General features: G+C 52.4%; 27 protein-coding genes. 19 read left to right on the plus strand and 8 right to left on the minus strand.

The window, feature by feature from the left end; genetic code table 11:
* Window positions 1-7 precede the first annotated feature (7 nt).
* From KNP71_RS09705 to KNP71_RS09715, 3 genes are all read left to right on the plus strand, one after another.
* A complete protein-coding gene (locus tag KNP71_RS09705) occupies window positions 8-805 on the plus strand; it encodes a GNAT family N-acetyltransferase (RefSeq protein ID WP_214830581.1) in 798 nt (265 codons plus the stop codon).
* Window positions 805-984, plus strand: a complete 180-nt coding sequence (locus tag KNP71_RS09710) for a hypothetical protein (protein ID WP_021065896.1) — start codon at window positions 805-807, stop codon at window positions 982-984. The genes KNP71_RS09705 and KNP71_RS09710 overlap by 1 nt, the downstream gene beginning before the upstream one ends.
* A 182-nt stretch (window positions 985-1,166) precedes the next feature.
* Entirely contained in the window at window positions 1,167-2,159 is a 993-nt protein-coding gene (locus KNP71_RS09715) for a M23 family metallopeptidase (protein ID WP_214830582.1), read from the plus strand.
* A 17-nt stretch (window positions 2,160-2,176) separates the two neighbouring features.
* Here the strand turns inward: KNP71_RS09715 and KNP71_RS09720 are convergent, their stop codons facing one another.
* Window positions 2,177-2,656, minus strand: a complete 480-nt coding sequence (locus KNP71_RS09720) for a helix-turn-helix transcriptional regulator (RefSeq protein ID WP_214830583.1) — start codon at window positions 2,654-2,656, stop codon at window positions 2,177-2,179.
* Window positions 2,657-2,796: 140 nt separating this feature from the next.
* Window positions 2,797-3,339 (minus strand): TraR/DksA C4-type zinc finger protein, encoded by a 543-nt coding sequence (locus KNP71_RS09725; RefSeq protein ID WP_021065899.1) that lies wholly within the window; start codon window positions 3,337-3,339, stop codon window positions 2,797-2,799.
* A 154-nt stretch (window positions 3,340-3,493) separates the two neighbouring features.
* Between KNP71_RS09725 and KNP71_RS09730 the strand changes: the two genes are divergently transcribed.
* From KNP71_RS09730 to KNP71_RS09745, 4 genes are all read left to right on the plus strand, one after another.
* A complete protein-coding gene (locus KNP71_RS09730; RefSeq protein ID WP_214830584.1) occupies window positions 3,494-4,018 on the plus strand; it encodes a GrpB family protein in 525 nt (174 codons plus the stop codon).
* Between the two features lie 56 nt (window positions 4,019-4,074).
* Window positions 4,075-4,395 carry a hypothetical protein gene (locus KNP71_RS09735; protein WP_029594483.1) on the plus strand — a complete coding sequence of 107 codons (321 nt, stop codon included), beginning with the start codon at window positions 4,075-4,077 and terminating at the stop codon, window positions 4,393-4,395.
* Entirely contained in the window at window positions 4,395-4,856 is a 462-nt protein-coding gene (locus KNP71_RS09740; RefSeq protein ID WP_165569441.1) for a GNAT family N-acetyltransferase, read from the plus strand. The genes KNP71_RS09735 and KNP71_RS09740 overlap by 1 nt, the downstream gene beginning before the upstream one ends.
* A gap of 68 nt (window positions 4,857-4,924) precedes the next feature.
* Window positions 4,925-5,227, plus strand: a complete 303-nt coding sequence (locus tag KNP71_RS09745) for a hypothetical protein (RefSeq protein WP_029594486.1) — start codon at window positions 4,925-4,927, stop codon at window positions 5,225-5,227.
* Window positions 5,228-5,251: 24 nt separating this feature from the next.
* Here the strand turns inward: KNP71_RS09745 and KNP71_RS09750 are convergent, their stop codons facing one another.
* From KNP71_RS09750 to KNP71_RS09760, 3 genes are all read right to left on the minus strand, one after another.
* The gene (locus KNP71_RS09750) at window positions 5,252-6,109 is read right to left on the minus strand and encodes a pirin family protein (protein ID WP_214830585.1); all 858 of its coding nucleotides are present in this window, start codon (window positions 6,107-6,109) and stop codon (window positions 5,252-5,254) included.
* A gap of 122 nt (window positions 6,110-6,231) precedes the next feature.
* Window positions 6,232-7,506, minus strand: a complete 1,275-nt coding sequence (locus KNP71_RS09755; RefSeq protein WP_353049147.1) for a hypothetical protein — start codon at window positions 7,504-7,506, stop codon at window positions 6,232-6,234.
* Window positions 7,507-7,792: 286 nt separating this feature from the next.
* Window positions 7,793-8,689 carry an aldo/keto reductase gene (locus KNP71_RS09760; RefSeq protein ID WP_021065906.1) on the minus strand — a complete coding sequence of 299 codons (897 nt, stop codon included), beginning with the start codon at window positions 8,687-8,689 and terminating at the stop codon, window positions 7,793-7,795.
* A 153-nt stretch (window positions 8,690-8,842) separates the two neighbouring features.
* On the opposite strand from KNP71_RS09760, the gene KNP71_RS09765 reads away from it, so the two are divergent.
* From KNP71_RS09765 to KNP71_RS09780, 4 genes are all read left to right on the plus strand, one after another.
* Window positions 8,843-9,454: a serine/threonine protein kinase gene (locus tag KNP71_RS09765; RefSeq protein ID WP_029594488.1), complete on the plus strand. Its 612-nt coding sequence runs from the start codon at window positions 8,843-8,845 to the stop codon at window positions 9,452-9,454.
* Window positions 9,455-9,535: 81 nt separating this feature from the next.
* Entirely contained in the window at window positions 9,536-9,862 is a 327-nt protein-coding gene (locus tag KNP71_RS09770; RefSeq protein WP_021065908.1) for a four-helix bundle copper-binding protein, read from the plus strand.
* Between the two features lie 111 nt (window positions 9,863-9,973).
* On the plus strand, window positions 9,974-10,486 hold the full coding sequence (locus KNP71_RS09775) for a GNAT family N-acetyltransferase (RefSeq protein WP_214830587.1): 513 nt from the start codon (window positions 9,974-9,976) through the stop codon (window positions 10,484-10,486).
* A 66-nt stretch (window positions 10,487-10,552) separates the two neighbouring features.
* A complete protein-coding gene (locus KNP71_RS09780; protein ID WP_021065910.1) occupies window positions 10,553-10,891 on the plus strand; it encodes a zinc ribbon domain-containing protein YjdM in 339 nt (112 codons plus the stop codon).
* Window positions 10,892-10,932: 41 nt separating this feature from the next.
* Here KNP71_RS09780 and KNP71_RS09785 read toward each other — a convergent pair whose 3' ends face one another.
* The gene (locus KNP71_RS09785) at window positions 10,933-12,390 is read right to left on the minus strand and encodes an aldehyde dehydrogenase family protein (RefSeq protein ID WP_029594491.1); all 1,458 of its coding nucleotides are present in this window, start codon (window positions 12,388-12,390) and stop codon (window positions 10,933-10,935) included.
* A 170-nt stretch (window positions 12,391-12,560) separates the two neighbouring features.
* On the opposite strand from KNP71_RS09785, the gene KNP71_RS09790 reads away from it, so the two are divergent.
* Genes KNP71_RS09790 through KNP71_RS09805 form a run of 4 tightly spaced genes read left to right on the plus strand, consistent with a single transcriptional unit; the run spans window position 12,561 to window position 15,007 of the window.
* Window positions 12,561-12,914 (plus strand): PadR family transcriptional regulator, encoded by a 354-nt coding sequence (locus KNP71_RS09790; protein WP_128123661.1) that lies wholly within the window; start codon window positions 12,561-12,563, stop codon window positions 12,912-12,914.
* Window positions 12,889-13,644, plus strand: coding sequence for an HAAS domain-containing protein (locus tag KNP71_RS09795; protein WP_021065913.1), 756 nt, complete (start codon window positions 12,889-12,891; stop codon window positions 13,642-13,644). The genes KNP71_RS09790 and KNP71_RS09795 overlap by 26 nt, the downstream gene beginning before the upstream one ends.
* Window positions 13,644-14,000 carry a hypothetical protein gene (locus KNP71_RS09800; RefSeq protein WP_021065914.1) on the plus strand — a complete coding sequence of 119 codons (357 nt, stop codon included), beginning with the start codon at window positions 13,644-13,646 and terminating at the stop codon, window positions 13,998-14,000. The genes KNP71_RS09795 and KNP71_RS09800 overlap by 1 nt, the downstream gene beginning before the upstream one ends.
* A gap of 59 nt (window positions 14,001-14,059) precedes the next feature.
* Window positions 14,060-15,007, plus strand: a complete 948-nt coding sequence (locus KNP71_RS09805; protein WP_029594495.1) for an alpha/beta hydrolase — start codon at window positions 14,060-14,062, stop codon at window positions 15,005-15,007.
* A gap of 12 nt (window positions 15,008-15,019) precedes the next feature.
* Here the strand turns inward: KNP71_RS09805 and KNP71_RS09810 are convergent, their stop codons facing one another.
* Complete coding sequence (locus KNP71_RS09810; protein WP_214830590.1) at window positions 15,020-15,862, minus strand: GNAT family N-acetyltransferase; 843 nt, start codon at window positions 15,860-15,862, stop codon at window positions 15,020-15,022.
* Between the two features lie 71 nt (window positions 15,863-15,933).
* On the opposite strand from KNP71_RS09810, the gene KNP71_RS09815 reads away from it, so the two are divergent.
* Window positions 15,934-16,644, plus strand: a complete 711-nt coding sequence (locus KNP71_RS09815) for a YjjG family noncanonical pyrimidine nucleotidase (protein ID WP_214830593.1) — start codon at window positions 15,934-15,936, stop codon at window positions 16,642-16,644.
* Here the strand turns inward: KNP71_RS09815 and KNP71_RS09820 are convergent.
* A complete protein-coding gene (locus KNP71_RS09820; protein WP_214830595.1) occupies window positions 16,615-17,061 on the minus strand; it encodes an NUDIX hydrolase in 447 nt (148 codons plus the stop codon). The two genes, KNP71_RS09815 and KNP71_RS09820, sit on opposite strands and share 30 nt — an antisense overlap.
* A gap of 53 nt (window positions 17,062-17,114) precedes the next feature.
* Between KNP71_RS09820 and KNP71_RS09825 the strand changes: the two genes are divergently transcribed.
* The 3 genes from KNP71_RS09825 to KNP71_RS09835 are packed head-to-tail and all read left to right on the plus strand — an operon-like array spanning window position 17,115 to window position 18,754.
* Window positions 17,115-17,717 carry a pentapeptide repeat-containing protein gene (locus tag KNP71_RS09825; protein WP_058765043.1) on the plus strand — a complete coding sequence of 201 codons (603 nt, stop codon included), beginning with the start codon at window positions 17,115-17,117 and terminating at the stop codon, window positions 17,715-17,717.
* Window positions 17,714-18,553 (plus strand): aminoglycoside 6-adenylyltransferase, encoded by an 840-nt coding sequence (locus tag KNP71_RS09830; RefSeq protein ID WP_214715750.1) that lies wholly within the window; start codon window positions 17,714-17,716, stop codon window positions 18,551-18,553. Before KNP71_RS09825 ends, KNP71_RS09830 begins: the two co-directional genes overlap by 4 nt.
* Before the next feature lie 48 nt (window positions 18,554-18,601).
* Entirely contained in the window at window positions 18,602-18,754 is a 153-nt protein-coding gene (locus tag KNP71_RS09835) for a hypothetical protein (protein WP_021065921.1), read from the plus strand.
* The last annotated feature ends 31 nt before the right edge of the window (window positions 18,755-18,785 follow it).

An 18,785-nucleotide genomic window follows, 5' to 3' on the forward strand; every position in this document is an offset into this window, starting at 1 on the left:
ACACGTGATGCATCCAGTGATTACTTATGTCCAACATCCACCGCTCCAAGATTTGTATCGAGCCTTCATGGACGGCTTTTCCGATTACATGATTCGCTTTGACATGAATGAGGCCCAGTTCGAGGCCGTTTTCCTCGTCCGCGATCAAAACCAGCCGACGCGTTCCATCGTCGCCTATGCGGACGGTCGGCCTGTTGCCGTCATGTTGAGCGGCGTGGCGCACCTCGATACGGGATGGGTCACTCGTTGCGGCGGCTTGGCCGTCGCCCCTAATTATCGACATCTCGGCATTGCGCACGAATTGATGCGACAGTTCGATGAACAGGCGACGGGAACGCGTCTGCTCGAGGTCATCCAAGGGAACGAACCAGCGCTCGCCCTCTATGACCGACTCGGGTACCGTGTCGTCCGAGAGATTATGTACTTTCAATCCGTACCGACCGAGACGAGTGTGGCACGGGAACGGGCCTCGATTCTCGAACTGTTCGATACGTATTATCCGGCAGCGGGGCACACACCGACTTGGCAAGTTGATGTCCGCACGACGCAACAACAGACTGAGCTCGTTCGAGTGGTGGAAGGTGAAAAAACCGGGGCGCTGCTCTTCCGGGGCAATCTGTTGCTTGATGTGTTCGGTCGCGATGAGGACGCCGCGTGGTTATTGCGTGCGGCCGCGGCCGAAGGGCCGATTCGACTCACGTTGACGTCGGATCGCCCGGCGTTGCTCTCGGCAGCGCGACAGCTCGGGTTCGTCCAGGACGAGATTGCTCAATTCGAGATGATCAAGCCCGGGATAGAGACGTGATGCGCGTCCTGTTGCCTGTCCTCATGATCGGTCTGATTGTCGGGAACTTGTTCACGATTCTCGGCCTGACAACGAATCTACCATCGGGCCTGAATCGACTCTTTTTGTTCGGCGGACCGGCGTTGACCATACTCGCTGCCGTCAGTATCGTCGTGATTGTCCTACAACGAAGACGATGACGCCTGACGACACATATGAAATTCGAGTGAAGTTTATGGATAGGGAATTCACGGTTTTGATATGTTCGACATACAAATGAAATGCTTCATATATTGAACTTTTCGGGAGTGGATGCTATATTCGCACTTGGAGCTTTTTAATCAAGCTAGCGAATCATCCAATCTGGAGGTTTTATCAATATATGTGGAAACAACTACTCGTCACCGTCGGTACAGGCGTCCTGATTCTATCAGGGACTTCAGCCGTATCCGCGGATCAAATTACCCCGCAAGACCTCGTCAAGACGACGAAATCGCTCCAACAGACCGAACAACGGATTCAAACGTCGAAACAATCGGTCGCCAAAGCCAAACGTCACGTCGAAACGATTGATCAGAGCTTGAAAGCAATCGATCAGAAGATTGAGCAGACCAAATCAAAACTCGCCTCATACGAGACGGCATTGCATCCGGAGTCAGCTGACAAGTCTCTATTCAAACAAGTGTTGTCAACCGTCCTCCCGAGCGCAAAGGCAGAGGCGGCCGAGTCTGAAGAGACGAAGCGTGATTTGCAAGCCAAACAAGCCGAGACGAAACAATCATTAAAAGCACTTGAGACCAAACAGGCGGACGTGAAAACAGAACGGCAAAAAGCCCGCTCGGCTCACGTAGCAGCCTATAAGCAGTTGAAAGGGCAAGCGGCCCAATTGAAAGACTTGAAGCAACAAACGACGGCGCTTGCGCCTGACAAGTTTATGATGCCCGCAACCGGACGTCTGTCACAAGGTTACGGTGCGGCAAGCGGCCAGTTCGGATATACGTTCCATAACGGGCTCGATATCGCGGCGAACGTCGGCACACCGATTTATGCGGCAGCGGCTGGGACGGTCACGGACGTCAAATCAGGCGGCCCGTATGGAAAACACGTCTTCATCGAGCATGAAATCGATGGCCAAAAGTGGACGACGGTCTACGCCCATATGCATAAAATCGAAGTGAAGACAGGCCAGACGTTGCTCCAAGGCGAAGGCATTGGCCAAATCGGCAACACGGGCAACTCGTCAGGTCCGCACCTCCATTTCGAAGTGCATCAAGGAGAATATGCTTATTCATCAAGTTCGGCCGGCAACACGGTCAACCCGATGAATGTCGCCGAAGTGCTCGGTGGCGCGTCGCCCATCAAAGCGACGTATTGACGCAACGATTCGTTGCGTCATTTTTTTGTGTCTCCCTGCTCATCATGGATTGCGCGCAGTTCGATTAATTTCCGGAACGCCTCGTCACGGTCGAACGTACTGAACCAGCGGAAGTCGTCGTGGTCGAGAATCCGGTAATGTTGACTGACCATATTCTGTTGAATCCGGTATTTCCCTTGATGCTCAATCGTCGTCCACCAGACGTGTCCGCCCAACGTTTTCGTCGCCAGGCTCGGGTCGGTATGGGCGACGAGACGAATGAACTCGATGGGTTGATCCCCAATCAACGAATGGAGATATGGGCTTTGATTGAATAGAGCGCAGATGGCGACCGTCGTCGTCCAGTTCGCGTTCAGACGTCGCTTCTCGATTTGAATCAACGTTTTTTTCGAGATGCCGACGAGCGTACATAGTTCTTCTTGCGATAATCCTTGCTCGGTACGAATCAGTTTGAGCTTGCTTGAAATCAGTTCGGAAAACGTTTCTTTTGTATGCATACCTGCTCCTAAAGTGTATTTTTACACAGTGTATCACGCGGTATAGAAAGATGGAAGATATAGGATGAAGAAGGGCGTTTCCTCGAGCCATCAAAAAAGCGAAAGGAGAGGGACTCCTTTCGCTCGGTCACTGACTGACGTTATTCACGTGTCGGGTCATGATTGCCCTCGCTATCGGCAATCGTGTCCGAACTCCCGAAATCTTCGACTTGGCTGAACGCATCCGTGCTTTGGCCTGGTTCGTCGGTCCCATCGAGTTGTTTCCGGGCAGCCGTCTCAGATGGATTGAGCACGTCCTCTTCGACCGGACGTTCGCGGTCGGTCAAGTGCTCGTTCTCTTCTTGCTCGCGCGCGTGCTGGATGCAGAGCGTCGCCTCAGGGATGATTTCAAGACGGTCCAACTCGATGTCTTCGCCGCACACCTCACATTTGCCATACGTCCCGTTCTCGATGGCGAGCAACGCCTTGTCGACGTCACTCAAGAACTCTTCATCGAGCTCAGTTAGCGCTTGGTCGCGTTCGCGCAAGAATAATTCTTCTCCTGAGTCTGCCGGATGGTTATCGTAGTGGGACAGTTCCCCTTCGTCATATACTTCTTCCCGATTTTCCATATATCCTTCGGTCTTCGCTTTCTCTTTTAATAGACGTTCTTTGAACGTATCAATCTGCTGTTGTGTCAACATGCGGTCCACTCTCCAGTTCTGATTTCATTAATATTAGCATTTCCCATTTTGCGACGGGACAAACCTTTCGATTGGCGAAGGCGAATTCTAAACGCTTCGGAAAACGGGTATGATGAAAGAGACGGAACGATTATTGTGAAGGAGGGAATGGACCATGAGGAAAGTAGAGGTCGTCCCGTATAATCCGATATGGGAGACAAAATTCAAGGAAGAGGCGACCAAGCTCGAACGTTTGTTTGAAGGGGAAGTCGTCGCCATTCATCACATCGGGAGCACGTCGGTGCCGGGACTCGATGCGAAACCGATTATCGACATCATGCCGGTCGTACGGGATATCGAACGGATTGACGGTTGGATCGGCCATATGGAGGCGCTCGGGTACCGGAGTTTCGGCGAGCATGGGATTCCGAGACGGCGCTTCTTCGCTAAAGGAGAAGACGTCCGGACGATTCACGTCCATATGTTCGAGGAAGGGGATGAAGGCGTGACCCGCCATCTCGCGTTCCGCGATTATTTGATGACGTTCCCAGACGTACGGGACGAGTATGCGGCGCTTAAACAACAATTGGCGAGCCAGCATCCGGAAGATATCGAGAGCTATATCCAAGGAAAACAAGACTGGGTATCCGCGACCGAGCAGGAGGCGACGTTGTGGTATATGTCTCGCCAACAAATTTGAAACATTTTACCGTTTCATCTCGTACAGAAAACTAATCAGTTGAGGGGGGTCATGAGATGAAACGATTTCTCGGGAAATGTATCGAGTACGCGTTTGTCGCACTGTTATTTGTCGGCTTATTTTTTGGATTGCGCTATGGCGTCAATCACTTCGTCGGAACAGACGAGATGCGTGCATACGCCTACCTGTTTCTAGGAACCGCCTTTATCATTTTCCCGGTCTCCTTGTTCGGCGGCTACTTCCTGGCCCGTCCGATTCAACACCGTTTGCACGGCAAAGAGCAGGAAACGACAAACCATACGTTGCGTGGGGATGAAAAGCCGCACGGGGTCACGGAGACGCGGGACTATAAAAATGAAGGTTCGTGGCCGTTATGATGCAGTTGATACGAACCGATGATGCGGCGTTGATTGCGACGTTGAACTGTCCAATCCATGAACATCATCTTCAGTTGGCGCCGGCGTTCTTTGCGCCTTACAATCACGCCTCGATGGAAGCGGCGTTTTCGGAGATGATGGCGCGAGACGATTATCATTTCTTCACGGCAGAGGTCGACGGAGACACAGTCGGCTACGTCTGTTTTCAAGAGCGAGTGAGTGAGGCGAACGCGTTTCGGAAAGCTGTCCGGACACTCTACGTGCATCAAATCAGCATTAACCCGGAGGCGAAGCGGCGAGGGTATGGACGCTTGGTCATGGAAGAAGTGGAACGCTATGCCATCGCGCACGGATTTCCGTCAATCGAACTGGATTATTGGTCGGTGAACGAAGCGGCGGCCGCGTTCTATAGCGAAATTGGCTTTCAACCGAAGCGACAGTTCGTCGTGAAGCATCTCTAAAGTAGAAGATTAGTCTTGGCGTACGATAATCACGCCATTTAAACACATACGAGATCGGGGAGGATTTGATGGAGACAGTCATTTTAGTCATCGGTGTCATCGGCACCATTTCGCTCATGTTATTCATGTCGAACCAATGGTTGGGCTATGGCAAAGGCAATATCGTCATGACGCTCGATGAGCATTACACGAACTTGAATGAATATGTGCCGGCGATTTTGACGAAGCTGTATGAAGACGGGAAGTCGGCCCATTATCTCGGCGACCGGAAGTTTGAAGTAGACGGTAAGCGCTATGTCCTCGTCGAACGGACCGTCCCGATCGGTCGCGTCCCGACGCAGCAGACCGTGCTCATGCCAGATAAAAAATAAGCCACGCCCTAGGCGCGGCTTATTTTATTTGACGGCCGGGGGACCGAAACCACCGGCATGGTAGTCGCGGAACGCCTGACGAATCTCCTCTTCGGTGTTCACGACGAACGGACCGTGGGCGATATAGTCTTCCCGAATCGGCTTACCTGAGTAGATGAGCAGTTTCGCACGTGACGTCGCTTTGAGGCGGACCACGCTCTCACCGTCACTCGTCTCATCGTACGTGAGCGTCGCCGCGTGCGTCTTCGCAAGCGGTGTCGCTGACGTTCCGAGTTCGAGGGAACCCGCGAGAACGTAGACGAAAGCGTTATGATTCGTCGGGATGATGTGCTCATAGGCGGCCCCACTCTGTAAGCTCACTTCGCTCATCGTGATGGGGACGAGACTGTCCATCGGTCCGGTCACTCCGGCGATGTCACCCGAATAGACACGCACGTGTCCTCCGTCAATCGGCACGAGCGGTGCCTCTTCGACATATACGTTTTGGTAAGATGTCGTCGTCGTTTTAAGTGTTTTCGGCAAGTTGAGCCATAGTTGAAGCGTATGAATCAAGTCGTCGTCGACGGCCTCCTCGGCATGACGTGCCGCCCAGCCCGCATTCATATATTGAACGTCACCCGCATCTAAAATCGAATGTCCGCCATGGTTGTCGATATGTTCAAGTCGTCCGTCAATCACGTAGGTAATGGTCTGGAAGCCGCGGTGAGGATGGTCAGAGAACGTTCCCCGCTTGAACCAGTCCTCGGCCATCAAGATGAACGGGTCGAACTCGTCTTTTCTTTCCGGAGGCAAGACCCAACCCTGCTGCACGTGCGGATATCCGTTTTGTTTATAGGCGACCGGCCAATGGCTGGCGACGTCGCGCTCGAATCGTTTCGTCATCACACTCTCTCCTTTGCACTGTTTGTTGTCATTGTCGCATAGCGAGCCAAGGAGGCTTTCCGATTTTGCCTATATAACGTGTAAAGCCAGACCGGTGAGCCAGTCTGGCTTGAAAAGTGTCGTCAGTTGTTTGCTTGTCCGATGGAAAGGTCGCGCCACCGTTCGGCATCGGCGCGGAGCAATTTGAAATGTGAGCCTGTCTTCGTGTTTGTCAAAATTACATCGTCTTCCGTGTAACTGAGATCGAACGTTTGAGCACAAATGCCCTCGAACACCGTCAAATAAGGGGTCGGCGCTGGGGTTCCGGCCGTGGCCACGGCTTTTGAGCGATCGATGGCTTGAAACACGAACTGGACGGTCTCGGCGTTGGCATGATGCAAGAACGGTGCATCTTTTGATTCTGTGCCGATTAGAGCCAGTTCATGGGCGACGACGTGACGTCGATTGGCGAATTGTTGCCGCATTTTTGTTTTCAAGCGGTCGCCGTGCAACAACGTCTCTTCTTTATAGGTGATAGAAACGACGTGTTTATAAGGTTTGCCATCGCGGATGAAGGAGAAACTGAACAGTGGATAGCGCTCGTTCGGAACGAGTTTGGTCGGGAGCGTGCTCGCCTGCCGTGCCCCGAGCATTCGATCGTAGGTGGCATCCTGCGGTCGCAGGACGTCCTCATATAACGTCTGATCGGATGACAGATGGAGCCCGTACTGTTGCGTGTCTTGAGACACTTCGGTCCCTAAGCCGAGGGACAGGAACGGTTGACGTGACGATTCGTTGATGGGCAACGTGATGGTCTCACGCGATTCGGGTGACTCGAACGTGAATTCGAACGAACCGTTGAACGGCATCGTCACGTGGACGAGCGTCTGTTCGAAACCGTGACGTTTTGGATAAGGCTCATTGCCGACCGGTTTTTTCATCTCTTCGGTGAAATGGACTTGCTCGTGCGGTTGCGCAACTCGAAGCTTCGACGTCGCGGATGATGAGACGGCTTGGTCGCGGTACGGAGTGAGACTATCCGGCAACGCATCGATTTGTTTCATATAGGTGATGGTATCGGCTTGGCATTGGACGTAGGTTTGATTTTCCACTTCAAAAAATGTGGCGGTCGGAAAGACTTCGGTCGAGGCCGTGGTCGTAAGCGGTTGGCTCAATTTGACCGTGCCAATCAAGAGACGCTCTCCATCAGGCGCACGGGTGATGGCGTCCTCTGGGTAACAGGCATCAAGGACGTTCGTCCGGTCGGACTCGGTCATCTCGATTTGTTGACCAGAAGGCAGAGAGGCGCGACCTTGATAGTACTCTGGAGCCGTATGTAAACGAAATGCATGTTCTTCTTCGCATCCGAACAGGACGAACAACATGGCGAGCGTACAAAGAATCAGGTACTTTTTCACAGGGTGCACTCCTTTAATGATTAACTTTCATCATTTTAGCACCATTTTTTTGTGACTATAGTCTTAGGAAAATTAATGCGATTTTTTTAAAAAAAATCAAAAAACCCGCTCAACTTGAACTGAACGGGCTTGTTTTACACTTATGGATATGAAATGGAATTTCTCCATTTGACACGTGTCGATTTTTGACGAATGAACATTGTAATGACGACGTTCTTGAAAATGACGAAAATCTTCAGAAATAATTAAATGGTATTAAAAGGGGTTTATTTGTTTATTTTTAACTTCAATCCACGTCACGGCCACGGGCCGCCTTCAAAATTTCGAACCATTCTTCTCGCGTCAGGTCAATCTGAAGCGCATCGACAGCGGTCCGTACTCGTTCAATTTTCCCAGATCCGACGATCGGCATGATCTTGGCCGGGTGCTTCAAGAGCCACGCGTAGACGACGGCGTCGATGCCGCCCGCTTGATGCCGATCGCTGATTTCCTCCAATTTTTCACGAAGCGGTGCGTAAGCGGCCTCGGTGAACAGTTGTCCGCCGGCGAGAGGGCTCCACGCCATGAGTGGCATCCGTTTCTCGTGGCATAGGTCGACAGTACCATCTTCAAAATGCTTCAGTTGCATCGGTGAGAGCTCAAGCTGGTTCGTCACGAGTTGGAACGGTAAACGTGACTGTAACAACTGTTGGGTTGCCGGCACATGGTTCGAGACCCCGAACGTACGCACTTTTCCGCTTCGTTGCAACGTGATGAACGCCTCGGCGACTTCGTCCGGGTCCATGAGCGGGTCGGGACGGTGAATCAAAAGCGTGTCAATCTGATCGATGGCGAGCTCCTGTAGCGAGCGCTCGGCTTGACGGATGATATGTTCTTTCGTCGTATCATAATGGTTGATGGATTGGCCAGGGTTGAAAGAGCCTGTCAGCTTGATGCCGGTCTTCGTCACAATCTCGATTTGATCGCGGAGTGATGGCTTGAGACGAAGCGCTTCGCCGAACAATCCTTCACACGTATAGCCACCGTATATATCAGCGTGATCGAACGTCGTGATGCCGAGTTCGATACATTGTTCGATGAAAGTGAGGCGTTCCTGCGGGCTCATGTCCCATTCGGCCAAACGCCACATGCCGTGAATGATTCGTGAGAATGATAAGTCTTCTGTCAGTTCGATGCGTTGCATGGTAAGTTCCTCCTCATTGTTTGTCGCTTTCATTATAAGGATAAAACAGGAGGGCGTCACTTTTGGGGCGTATTGGAAGGACATGAACCGAGTCAAACTAAAGCGATTTCAGTTATGATGAGACAGAGATGATTAGAAAAAGAGGAGTGACTTATGAATCATTACGAACAATATGCGAACGTCACGTTTGAGCAACAAGGTCAGGAAACATACGTGACCGCCGCTCATGCCGATCTCGAACTGCACGGGATTGGGCGCAGTGCCGCCGTGTTTCGCATAAAAGACACGCGACTCGTCATCAAAGTGTTCTTTCCGGATTATACGCATATCGCAGCTGAAGAGGCTGTGATTTATCGAACGCTCGAAGGGTTACCTCAATTCCCACGCTTGTATGAAGCAGGTGTGAATTATATCGTCATCGACTACATCGAGGGCAAGACGCTATTCGAATGTTTGACGGAAGGGATTTGGATTGATGCGTCGTACATTCAGCAAGTCGATGCAGCGCTCATCGCGGCACGAAACCTCGGACTAACGCCGTCGGACGTTCATTTGCGCAATTTGATTTTGACGCCGGAAGGCCGTATTTATTTAATCGACTTGGCCCGCTTCCGCCAAGGACAGCACGTCGATCACCAATGGGAAGATTTGAAGCGGATGTATCGGTTTTATCGGCTCCGTTTCATGCCGAAGCGCTATTCAGAGCGTTTGTTGAACGGAGTCGCCTATTTATACCGTACGTTTGTGAACGACCCGAGACACTAGTCGACGGTCGTTTTTCTTTTGAAGATTAGGGAACAAAGAGGATGTGACTGTCACTTCATTTTGGAAAAGGAGGCTGATTGTATGCATCGGATTTATGCAAATGAACTGGAGACGTTACGTGATTGTGTGGAGACGTGTAATTACTGTCTCGAGTCGTGCCTGGAAGAACATGACGTTAAGATGATGGTTGACTGCATCCGGCTCGACCGGGAGTGCGCCGCCATCTGTTCGTTTCTCGCCGAGGCGATGACGCGAGATTCGGCGTTCGTGCCCGAACTCGCCCGGGCTTGTGCGGTCGTCTGTAAGGCGTGTGCCCAGGAATGCGAGAAACATAAGCATGCCCATTGCCAAGAATGTGCGCGCGTCTGTGTCGAGTGCGCCTCGATGTGCGATCGTTTGGCAGCATAATGTGAAAAAGTCAGTCAAAACGGCTGACTTTTTTATGTGGGAGCGAATCGCCAGGTGTATTTTGAAATCGAGATAAGTATAATGAAGAAAACGTATGAAAGTGGTGTTCTCATGATTCGCAATTGTCGTCGAGATGATCTTCAAGCTGTCTTACATATTTATAATGATGCCATCGTCAACAGTACCGCCGTCTATCACTACGAACCGGTGACGCTTCAAAATCGAATCGCTTGGTACGAGGAGAAAAAAGCGGCCGGACTTCCAATCATCGTATGGGAGGAAGGGGATGTCGTGATGGGCTTTGCCACGTTTGGACCGTTTCGTCCTTGGCCGGCCTATCATTATACGGTCGAACACTCGGTGTACGTCCATCCTGGATACCGCAGCAAAGGCATCGGCAACAAGCTGCTCCGAGAAATCATCCGCATCGGTGAAGAGCGGAATGTGAAGACGATGATTGGTGGCATCGATGCAGCCAATATCGCGAGCGTCAAAGCACATGAAAAGTTAGGGTTCGTCCATTCCGGTACGATTAAAAAAGCCGGCTACAAGTTCGGGAAGTGGCTCGACTTATCGTTTTATCAACTCGATTTGAAAGGTCCCGAGACTCCGCAAGAAGGCTGACCGCTAGCTGTCGACGTTCCGAAAATACGGTATACTGGGAACAGTGAATCGAATGGAGGAATCAGCATGACAGAACTACCGAATTGTCCGAAGTGTCAATCGTCTTACGTGTATGAGGACGGAAGCTTGCTCGTCTGTCCGGAATGTGCGTACGAGTGGTCACCGAGCGAGGCGGCCGAGGCAGAAGCGGACGCGCAAATCAAAGACGCGAACGGAAACGTGCTCCAAGACGGGGACACGGTCACGGTCATCAAAGATTTAAAGGTGAAAGGGACGTCGCTCGTCGTCAAACAAGGCACGAAAGTGAAGGGCATCCGTCTCGTCGACGGGGACCATGACATCGACTGCAAGATTGACGGCTTCGGTGCGATGAAGCTCAAATCAGAATTCGTCAAGAAGGTATAAAAAAACTGTTTCGGTCCACGGACCGAAACAGTTTTTTGTGCTTATGAGAAAAATGGTTTGTATTCACGGCGTTCATGCATGACCGATACCCATTGGAGCGTCGTGAACTCCTCAAGCACCCATTCGCCGTTGAAACGGCCAAGACCAGAATCTTTCTCACCACCGAACGGCAAGTGCGGCTCATCGTTCACCGATTGGTCGTTGACGTGAATCATCCCCGTCTCGACTTGGCGGGCGAACTCGGTCGCGCGATAGATTGAACCGTGGACGGCACCGCTCAGTCCGTACGGGAGTTCGTTCGAGAGTTTCAGCGCCTCGGCGTCATCTTTGAACGACAGAATGACGGCGACCGGTCCGAAAATCTCATTTTTCGCGAGTGGCATGTCATTCGTGACACCGCTCACGACAGTCGGCTCGAGCACGTTCCCGTCAGCGTTGCCGCCGACCTGGAGCGTCGCACCGGCGTCGACCGTCTGCTTGATTTGATCGAGGATGCGGTCGACTTGATCGTGATCGATGAGCGGCCCGACTTGTGTATCCGATTCGTTCGGGTTGCCGAACTTCAAGGCGCGAACCCGCTCCACAAATTTTTCAAGGAACGCATCGTGAATCGACTCGGCGACGAGAATCCGGTTCGTCGACATACAGATTTGCCCTTGATGATAGAACTTCGAGTAGACGGCCGATTCGACGGCACGATCTATGTCGGCGTCGTCTAACACGACGAAGACGTTATTCCCGCCGAGTTCGAGCGCTGTTTTCTTCAACAGGCGTCCGGCCTTCTCGGCGATGCCTTTGCCGACCTCGGTCGAACCAGTGAACGAAATGAGTTTTGGCACCGGGTGCTCGACGATGGCGTCCCCAATCTCCGAACCGCGACCGACAACGACGTTCAAGACGCCTTTCGGAAGCCCCGCCTCTTCAAATAACGAGGCGAACAGGAGACCACCTGTGACCGGTGTCGCTGTCGCCGGTTTGACGACGACGGTATTGCCCGTCGCGAGCGCGGAGACGATTGAGCGGACTGCGAGGTGGAACGGGAAGTTCCATGGGCTGATGACGCCGATGACGCCGAGCGGTTTCCGGTAGACCCGGTTCTCTTTGTTCGGGACGATTGACGGCTTGATGAGTCCGTCCATCCGGAATGGGAACGTCGCCGCTTCCTTGATGATCGCCATCGATGCTAAAAATTCACCTTCTGCTTTGATACGTGTGCTACCCGATTCTTTGACGAGCCACTCGATGATGTCTTCTTTATGTTGTAACGTCACTTCGGCGAACTTCTCAATCAAGGCCCGTCGATTTTGTGGCAGCATCGTCGCCCATTCGGTTTGTGCTTCTTTCGCAACGGCATAAGCCTTGTCGAGATCAGACTCGTCGGCCGAACGAATCGAGAACAATGTCTCGTCCGTGAACGGGTTGGTGTTATCGATCGATTTGTCGCTTGACCCTTCGACCCATTGGCCATCAATGTACATCTTCGTAAAATCGGTATGCATATTCAAACACTCCTTTATCTTTTTGCTTCACCTTAAGAAGTATTCACCTGATTTGAAAAAATAAACCTCTCGATGCGCAACTAACTTGTTTTACAAAGTAGTTGCAAATGGTAGCTCCTTCCATTACTATTATGTATAACAAGTTAGTTTGGTGAAAGTGAGGATACGCCATGGCGATGAGTCAAATGTTAAAAGGATTGCTCGAAGGTTGCCTGTTGGCCATCATCGATAAAGGAGAGACGTACGGCTATGAGATGTCGGAGAAGTTGCAGGCGTACGGATTCACGATGGTGAGTGAGGGCAGTATTTACCCGGTCCTGTTACGGATGAAGAAAGAAGGGTGGGTCGAGACGGTCCAAAAAGCGTTACCATCAGGGGGACCGAAACGAAAATATTACATTTTGACGGAGGCGGGGCACCAAGAGTTGCTGGCCTTCAAACAACGTTGGGCGGAAGTGTCAAGCGGTGTCGACCGCGTACTCGGAGAGGGGAATGAAGATGGAACTTTCAAAAAAGAGTCGTGATTTTTTGGATGACTTGGCGGTATATCTCATGTCGAGCGGGAAATCGGAAGATGAAGTAAAAGAAGTTGTCGAGGAGTTAAAAGACCATCTCGAAGAAGCGGAACGAGCGGGAAAAGGTGTGGACGAGGTCGTCGGCCAGAGCCCGAAAGACTACATGCAACACCTCGGAAGCGAGATGACGTTTGACGTGAAGGGGTTCGTCAAAATTGTTGCGATGATCATTCCGAACGTGTTCGCCTACATCATCATCGCTAATTTCATTCAAGGCGAGATGACATTCTCGACGGTCCAGTTGATTGGGTTCCCGCTCATCGCCGTCCTGTTCTTGCTGGCCGCCTCACAAGCGTTCCGCCACATGTCGGTCCGCTCAAAAGAAAGCAAATTTAAAAATGGGGCGACGTACATCACGCTCGCTGCGCTGCCGATGACATTGTTCCTCGGGCTGATGATACTCGACATCTTCGTCGAGACCCCGACGATCGTGTTCGGTCCAACCGGTCAACTCGTATTGTTCGGACTGGCCGTCGTCACGTTGCTCACCGTCTCGGTGTGGACGAAGACATGGATCAATCTGATCATTCCGATTCTCTTATTCGGACCACAATACGCGTTTGCCCAGACGAGTTTGCCGCTCGAGCAACAACTTATTTTCTCGATGCTGATTCTGTTCGTCGGGATGGGGGTCTTCTTGTTCGTCTGGTGGAAAAAGAATCAACAGGGGCAAGCATGATGCTCGGACGAATCATTTTTGTCGCGATCTTGTGTCTGCCGTGGGGCTTTTTCGTGACAGCGGCAGACTTTCTATGGGGGAATGCGCTCGGTTATCTTCTGATTCCAGCGATCGTGTGGTCGAGTGTGTGGTGGTTTGGGCGGCGTGAGATGTTCCCGTGGCTCGCATGTGGGCTCATCGTATCGTATGTCATTTCCACGGCGATGGTTTGGCACGTCGATGGGGCGTGGGATTATTTCTTCAAGCCGATTGGCCAGTCTATCCTCGTGAATGTCTGGACCATTGTTTACGCGAGTGGTGTCGTTTTGGCGTATATGTATCGTCGTGCTTTGCAAAAAGCACGTGAATCTGCTTAAGGTCGGACGCGGCTGGGAATAGGCAACTGAACGCCTAAAAGAGAAAGAAGGGATTCCCATTGCCAGTCAATCCGACGATTCAATTTTATTTGAACCAGTTTCAAAATCAGCTCTCGACCACATATGACCAATTGGATCCGCTCGAATTAAGACGACAAGAAGACGCAATGATGACCCGATTTCAACATAGAGAACATGTGCTTGATGTCGAGGAGCGCTGGATCACGCTCCCGAATCGCTCACTTCCAATCCGCATCTATCGATCGAGTCGAACGCTTGCCCCTGCCCTCGTCTATTATCACGGGGGTGGCTATGTCACGGGGAGTCTCGACACGCATGATGCGATTTGCCGGACGATCGCGAATGAGGCCGACTGTACCGTCATCTCGGTCGGTTATCGACTCGCGCCGGAACATAAATTCCCGACAGCCGTCTACGACAGCTATGAGGCGCTCGTTTGGATTGCGGATCACGCCTCGGAACTCGAAATCGATGCCGAGCGCATCGCCGTCGGCGGTGACAGCGCTGGGGGGACGCTCGCCACGGTCAGCGCTTTGATGGCCATCGAGCAAGGCCGTCCCCTCGCCATGCATCAGCTGTTATTTTATCCGGTGACGGGGACCGAGGAGAATCTGCCGTTATCGTTAATCGAGTATGCGACCGGCTATTTGCTCGACGAGGCGTTGATTCGTTGGTTCCAACACCAATACTTTCATGACGAGACTGAATTGACCCACCCCTACGCCTCGCCGATCGTTTCGCCACATTTGGCGAAACTGCCGCCGACGACGCTGTTGACGGCAGAATATGACCCGCTCCGTGACCTCGGCCGAGCGTACGCCAATAAATTGATTAGTCTCGGTGTCCCGGTGACGTATCACAATTACGGAGGACTCATCCACGGCTTCGTCAACTACTACGCATACGTTCCGGAAGCGCGACGAGCCGTCAAAGAAGCGGCGCAGTCGCTCGGACATGCCTTCCATACGCAAAAAACTCGCCCCTAAGGCGAGTTTTTTTCATGCTTTCGATAAATAAGGAAAGCGACAACCTTCCGGGAAAAATTGTCCTTCGTTCATGCGAATCATCCATTGGCCGTCGCGGGACGGACGTTGCTCCACACCGTCCAGGTCCGGCGTGAATTTAAAGACGATTTCGGTGATGCCTTCAAAGGAGAGCCGGGCCACGACGTCACGCATATCGACAGGCCGCGGCGACAGCACGGCATACAAGTTTAAGCGCGAGCGCTCAATCATATAAATGACATGGACGTCATCGAAACGATACACGTCCTCGTCCATCCCTTGATAGTAATGGAACATCCAAATGTGCATGTCGTCTGTCGTATACAGACGCGGTGAAAACGGGAGTGACTCTAGTTTGAAACGACGCCACTGTTCGGCATCGACGTCAACATGTTCGAGTAGGGAAGCCGATCCCGAGACTGAAACGACTAGCTCCGGTTCGGGTTGGACGGAGAACCCCTGTTGCTCGTAAAATGGTGCAACCCCTTCGTCACAAGCCAAAAAATAAGGTAACCCATCCGTGTCATGTTGCTTGAACACATGCTTGAAGATGCGGGTGGCGAGCCCTTGTCCTTGTCGATCCTCGTCGGTCATGACCGTCCCGATCTGATACGTCTCGCGAGCGGTTCCGTCCATCATCACTGTCATTCGGCTCATCCCGACGTTCGAGATGACATTCCGATAGAACGTCAATGAATAACAGCGATAGTGGTCAGTCCATTCGCCAGCTTTGTACCACTCGCGAAAATCGATGCCGAACGTCTCATCGGCAAAGTAAAAAAACGATTCGAGTTCTTTGTTCGAATACTCGAGGTTGGTGATTGGCTTTTTGGGCATAGGGCTCGCTCCTTTTTTGAACTTCTATGTCTGTTCCTGTACATTAGAGGCAGAGAGGGGTAATAGAGATTATGAAACGGTATGAAGCGATTTTATTCGATGTCGACGACACGTTGCTCGACTTTAAACAGAGCGAGCACGTCGCCTTGGAGCAGTTGCTCGCGGCACACAACGTTCGGATGACAGATGAATTGAAACAACAGTACGTGACGATCAATAACGGATTATGGCGCGCGTTCGAGCGTGGCGAGGTCGGACGGGAAGACGTCTTAATGGGCCGACACACGCAACTGTTCGATACGCTCGGCATCACAATCGACGCGCATGAAGTCGAACAGCGCTATCGCGACCATTTGCACGACGGGGTGCACATCATCGATGGGGCACTCGAGCTCGTCCGAACGCTCAGTGAACAGTATCCGCTCTATATCGTCACGAATGGTGTGACGGAGACTCAGTTCAAGCGGCTCGAAGCGTCGGGACTGCTCCCTTATTTCCAGGACGTGTTCGTCTCGGATGCGACCGGATCGCAAAAGCCGATGAAACCGTTCTTCGATTACGTGTTCGACCGCGTGCCGAACGTGGCACCGCAACGTGGACTCATCGTCGGTGACTCGCTGACGGCAGATATCGCCGGCGGGCGCATGTATGGGCTCGACACGTGCTGGTACAATCCGCACGAGATTGCGGCGTCGGTCGAGACGACATATGAGATTCAAGACTTGCACGAGTTGAAGTCGATTCTATCAAGCTCAGCGATCGATAAAGTGGGGCGGCAGTGATTGCGGCAACGCATAGAGTGTCTCGGGGAAGAGTTTCAAGTCCCGGAGCGCGTCGAGCGGCTGCCAACGATAGATGAGGTGATCCCCTTCCGGTCCATGGAAGTCTCCATGCCGGAGCGGGAGGTCACCCGTTACATAAAAGTACATGCCGATCTCGTGGACCGTGCGCTCCAAATACGTGAAGAAATTTTCGGAGACGAAAGCGAACGTCGTTCCCGTCAATGTCGCTTCGAGTTCTTCTTGCAGCTCACGCGTCAAGGCGAGCTCGGCTTCTTCGCCGATGCCGACCCGGCCGCCCGGCAACGCCCAAAAGTCATCGTTCACGTTCCGATGAACGAGCAAATGACCGTCCTGGACCCAGATGCCGGCGACGCGATAATTGAACGTGCCGTGCTCGGTCGGAAATACGATATCCATTTTCATCACTCCATTCCTTAAGCTACATCAAGTATACGCCAAGGAGGCAGGTCATGTTTCAATCAAATGAGAGTTATAAAGGTGAGGACTTCCGCGACGAGACGCTCCGTGACATCCAACTTACGCAGACGACGTTCGAGAACTGTCGCTTCACCTATATCGATGCGACCGAGTTCGAGACCGAACAGTGTCGTTTCATCAACTGTGACTTCACCGATTCGAAGTGGAACGCCTCGCGCCACAGCGGCAGCTCGTTCCTAAACTGTCAGTTCAATGGGGCGAATCTGTTTTTGAGCGAGTTCGATCAGTGCAAGATGACAGGCTCGTCGTTCGAGTCATGCACGTTCGAAGGGGTCGTCGTGCGTGAAGGAGATTGGTCGTTCGTCAATCTGCGTCACGCCCCGCTCCGGAAGATGGATTGGTCCGGTGTCCGGTTGACCGAGGCCGATTTATACGGTGCGGATTTGAAAGAATCACGCTGGACGAACGCCGTCTTGTCCCGCGCCGTGTTGCAGCACGCGGATTGCACCGGTGCCGATTTTGTAGGGGCCGAGATGGACGGGGTCGATTTCTCGGACGTCATCCTGAAACAAGCGACGATCGATGTGATACAGGCCGTCCAAATCGCCCGCTCGCTCGGGGCGAACGTCATATGACCAATGAGCAAGTGCTCGAGCATTTGACGTCCGTGGCCGCGGAGCGGGAAGACGTCCGCGTCCTCGTCTTGAACGGGTCGCTCGTCAATCCGAACGTGCCGGTGGACTGCTTTCAAGACGTCGATGTCACTTGTTTCGTCGAAGACGTGACCACGTTCATCGAGGACCGTTCCTGGATGCTGCCGCTCGGGGACGTCTTGATCATGCAGATGCCGGACGAGGTGCCGGGAGGCGACGAATATGAGCGTTTCGCGTTTCTCGTCCAGTTTGCAGCCGGTCATCGCGTCGATTTGACCGTTCGCCCGCTGCGTGACGTGCAACAGGCGATTCAAGCGGACTCACTCAGTCTCGTCCTCGTCGATAAAGACGGGATTGCCGGTGAACCGATTCCATCTGATGACACGTACCGCATCCACCGACCGAGCCGATTTGACTATGAGCAGTGTTGGAACGAGTTTTGGTGGGTGTCGCTTTACGTCGTCAAAGGCATCAAGCGGGGGCAGTTATTATACGCGTACGACCATGTCACGATTATGCGGACGATGCTCCGTCAGATGCTGTCGTGGGAGGTCGGTTTTAAGACGGACTTCACCGTGAACGCCGGGAAGGCCGGTGACGCTCTGGCCCCATATATGGATGCGGCAAGGTGGGACAGCTATCTTCATACATTCCCGGCAATCGAGACCACTTCCCTCGAGGCGGCCCATGAAGCGTTGGTCGAGCAGTTCGAACGCACGAGCAGACGGGTCGCCGAGCGGGCGGGATATCCCTTTCGTGCAGATGAAGCCCGACGAATTCGTGACGCCTTTTCGACGCTTTGGTGTTCAAACGGTTAAGTTTCGGTCGAGTCGGGAAAAGCCCCTCTATAGAAGGGGGAATGACGCTTGAATCCGTATACGACGTTCATCGCGCTCCTAGTAGGGAGTTTACTTTTATTTGTCGGCATCCGGACGAAGAAATGGCCGATTGTTGTCGTGGCCTTATTTCCGCTTGGACTCGTGGCCTTCAACTTATATTTGCTGATTACTGGACGCTAGAAGACTGTTTTCATCAGTCTTCTTTTTTGTA

This window comes from Exiguobacterium sp. s56, assembly GCF_018618255.1.
GTDB lineage: Bacteria > Bacillota > Bacilli > Exiguobacteriales > Exiguobacteriaceae > Exiguobacterium > Exiguobacterium chiriqhucha.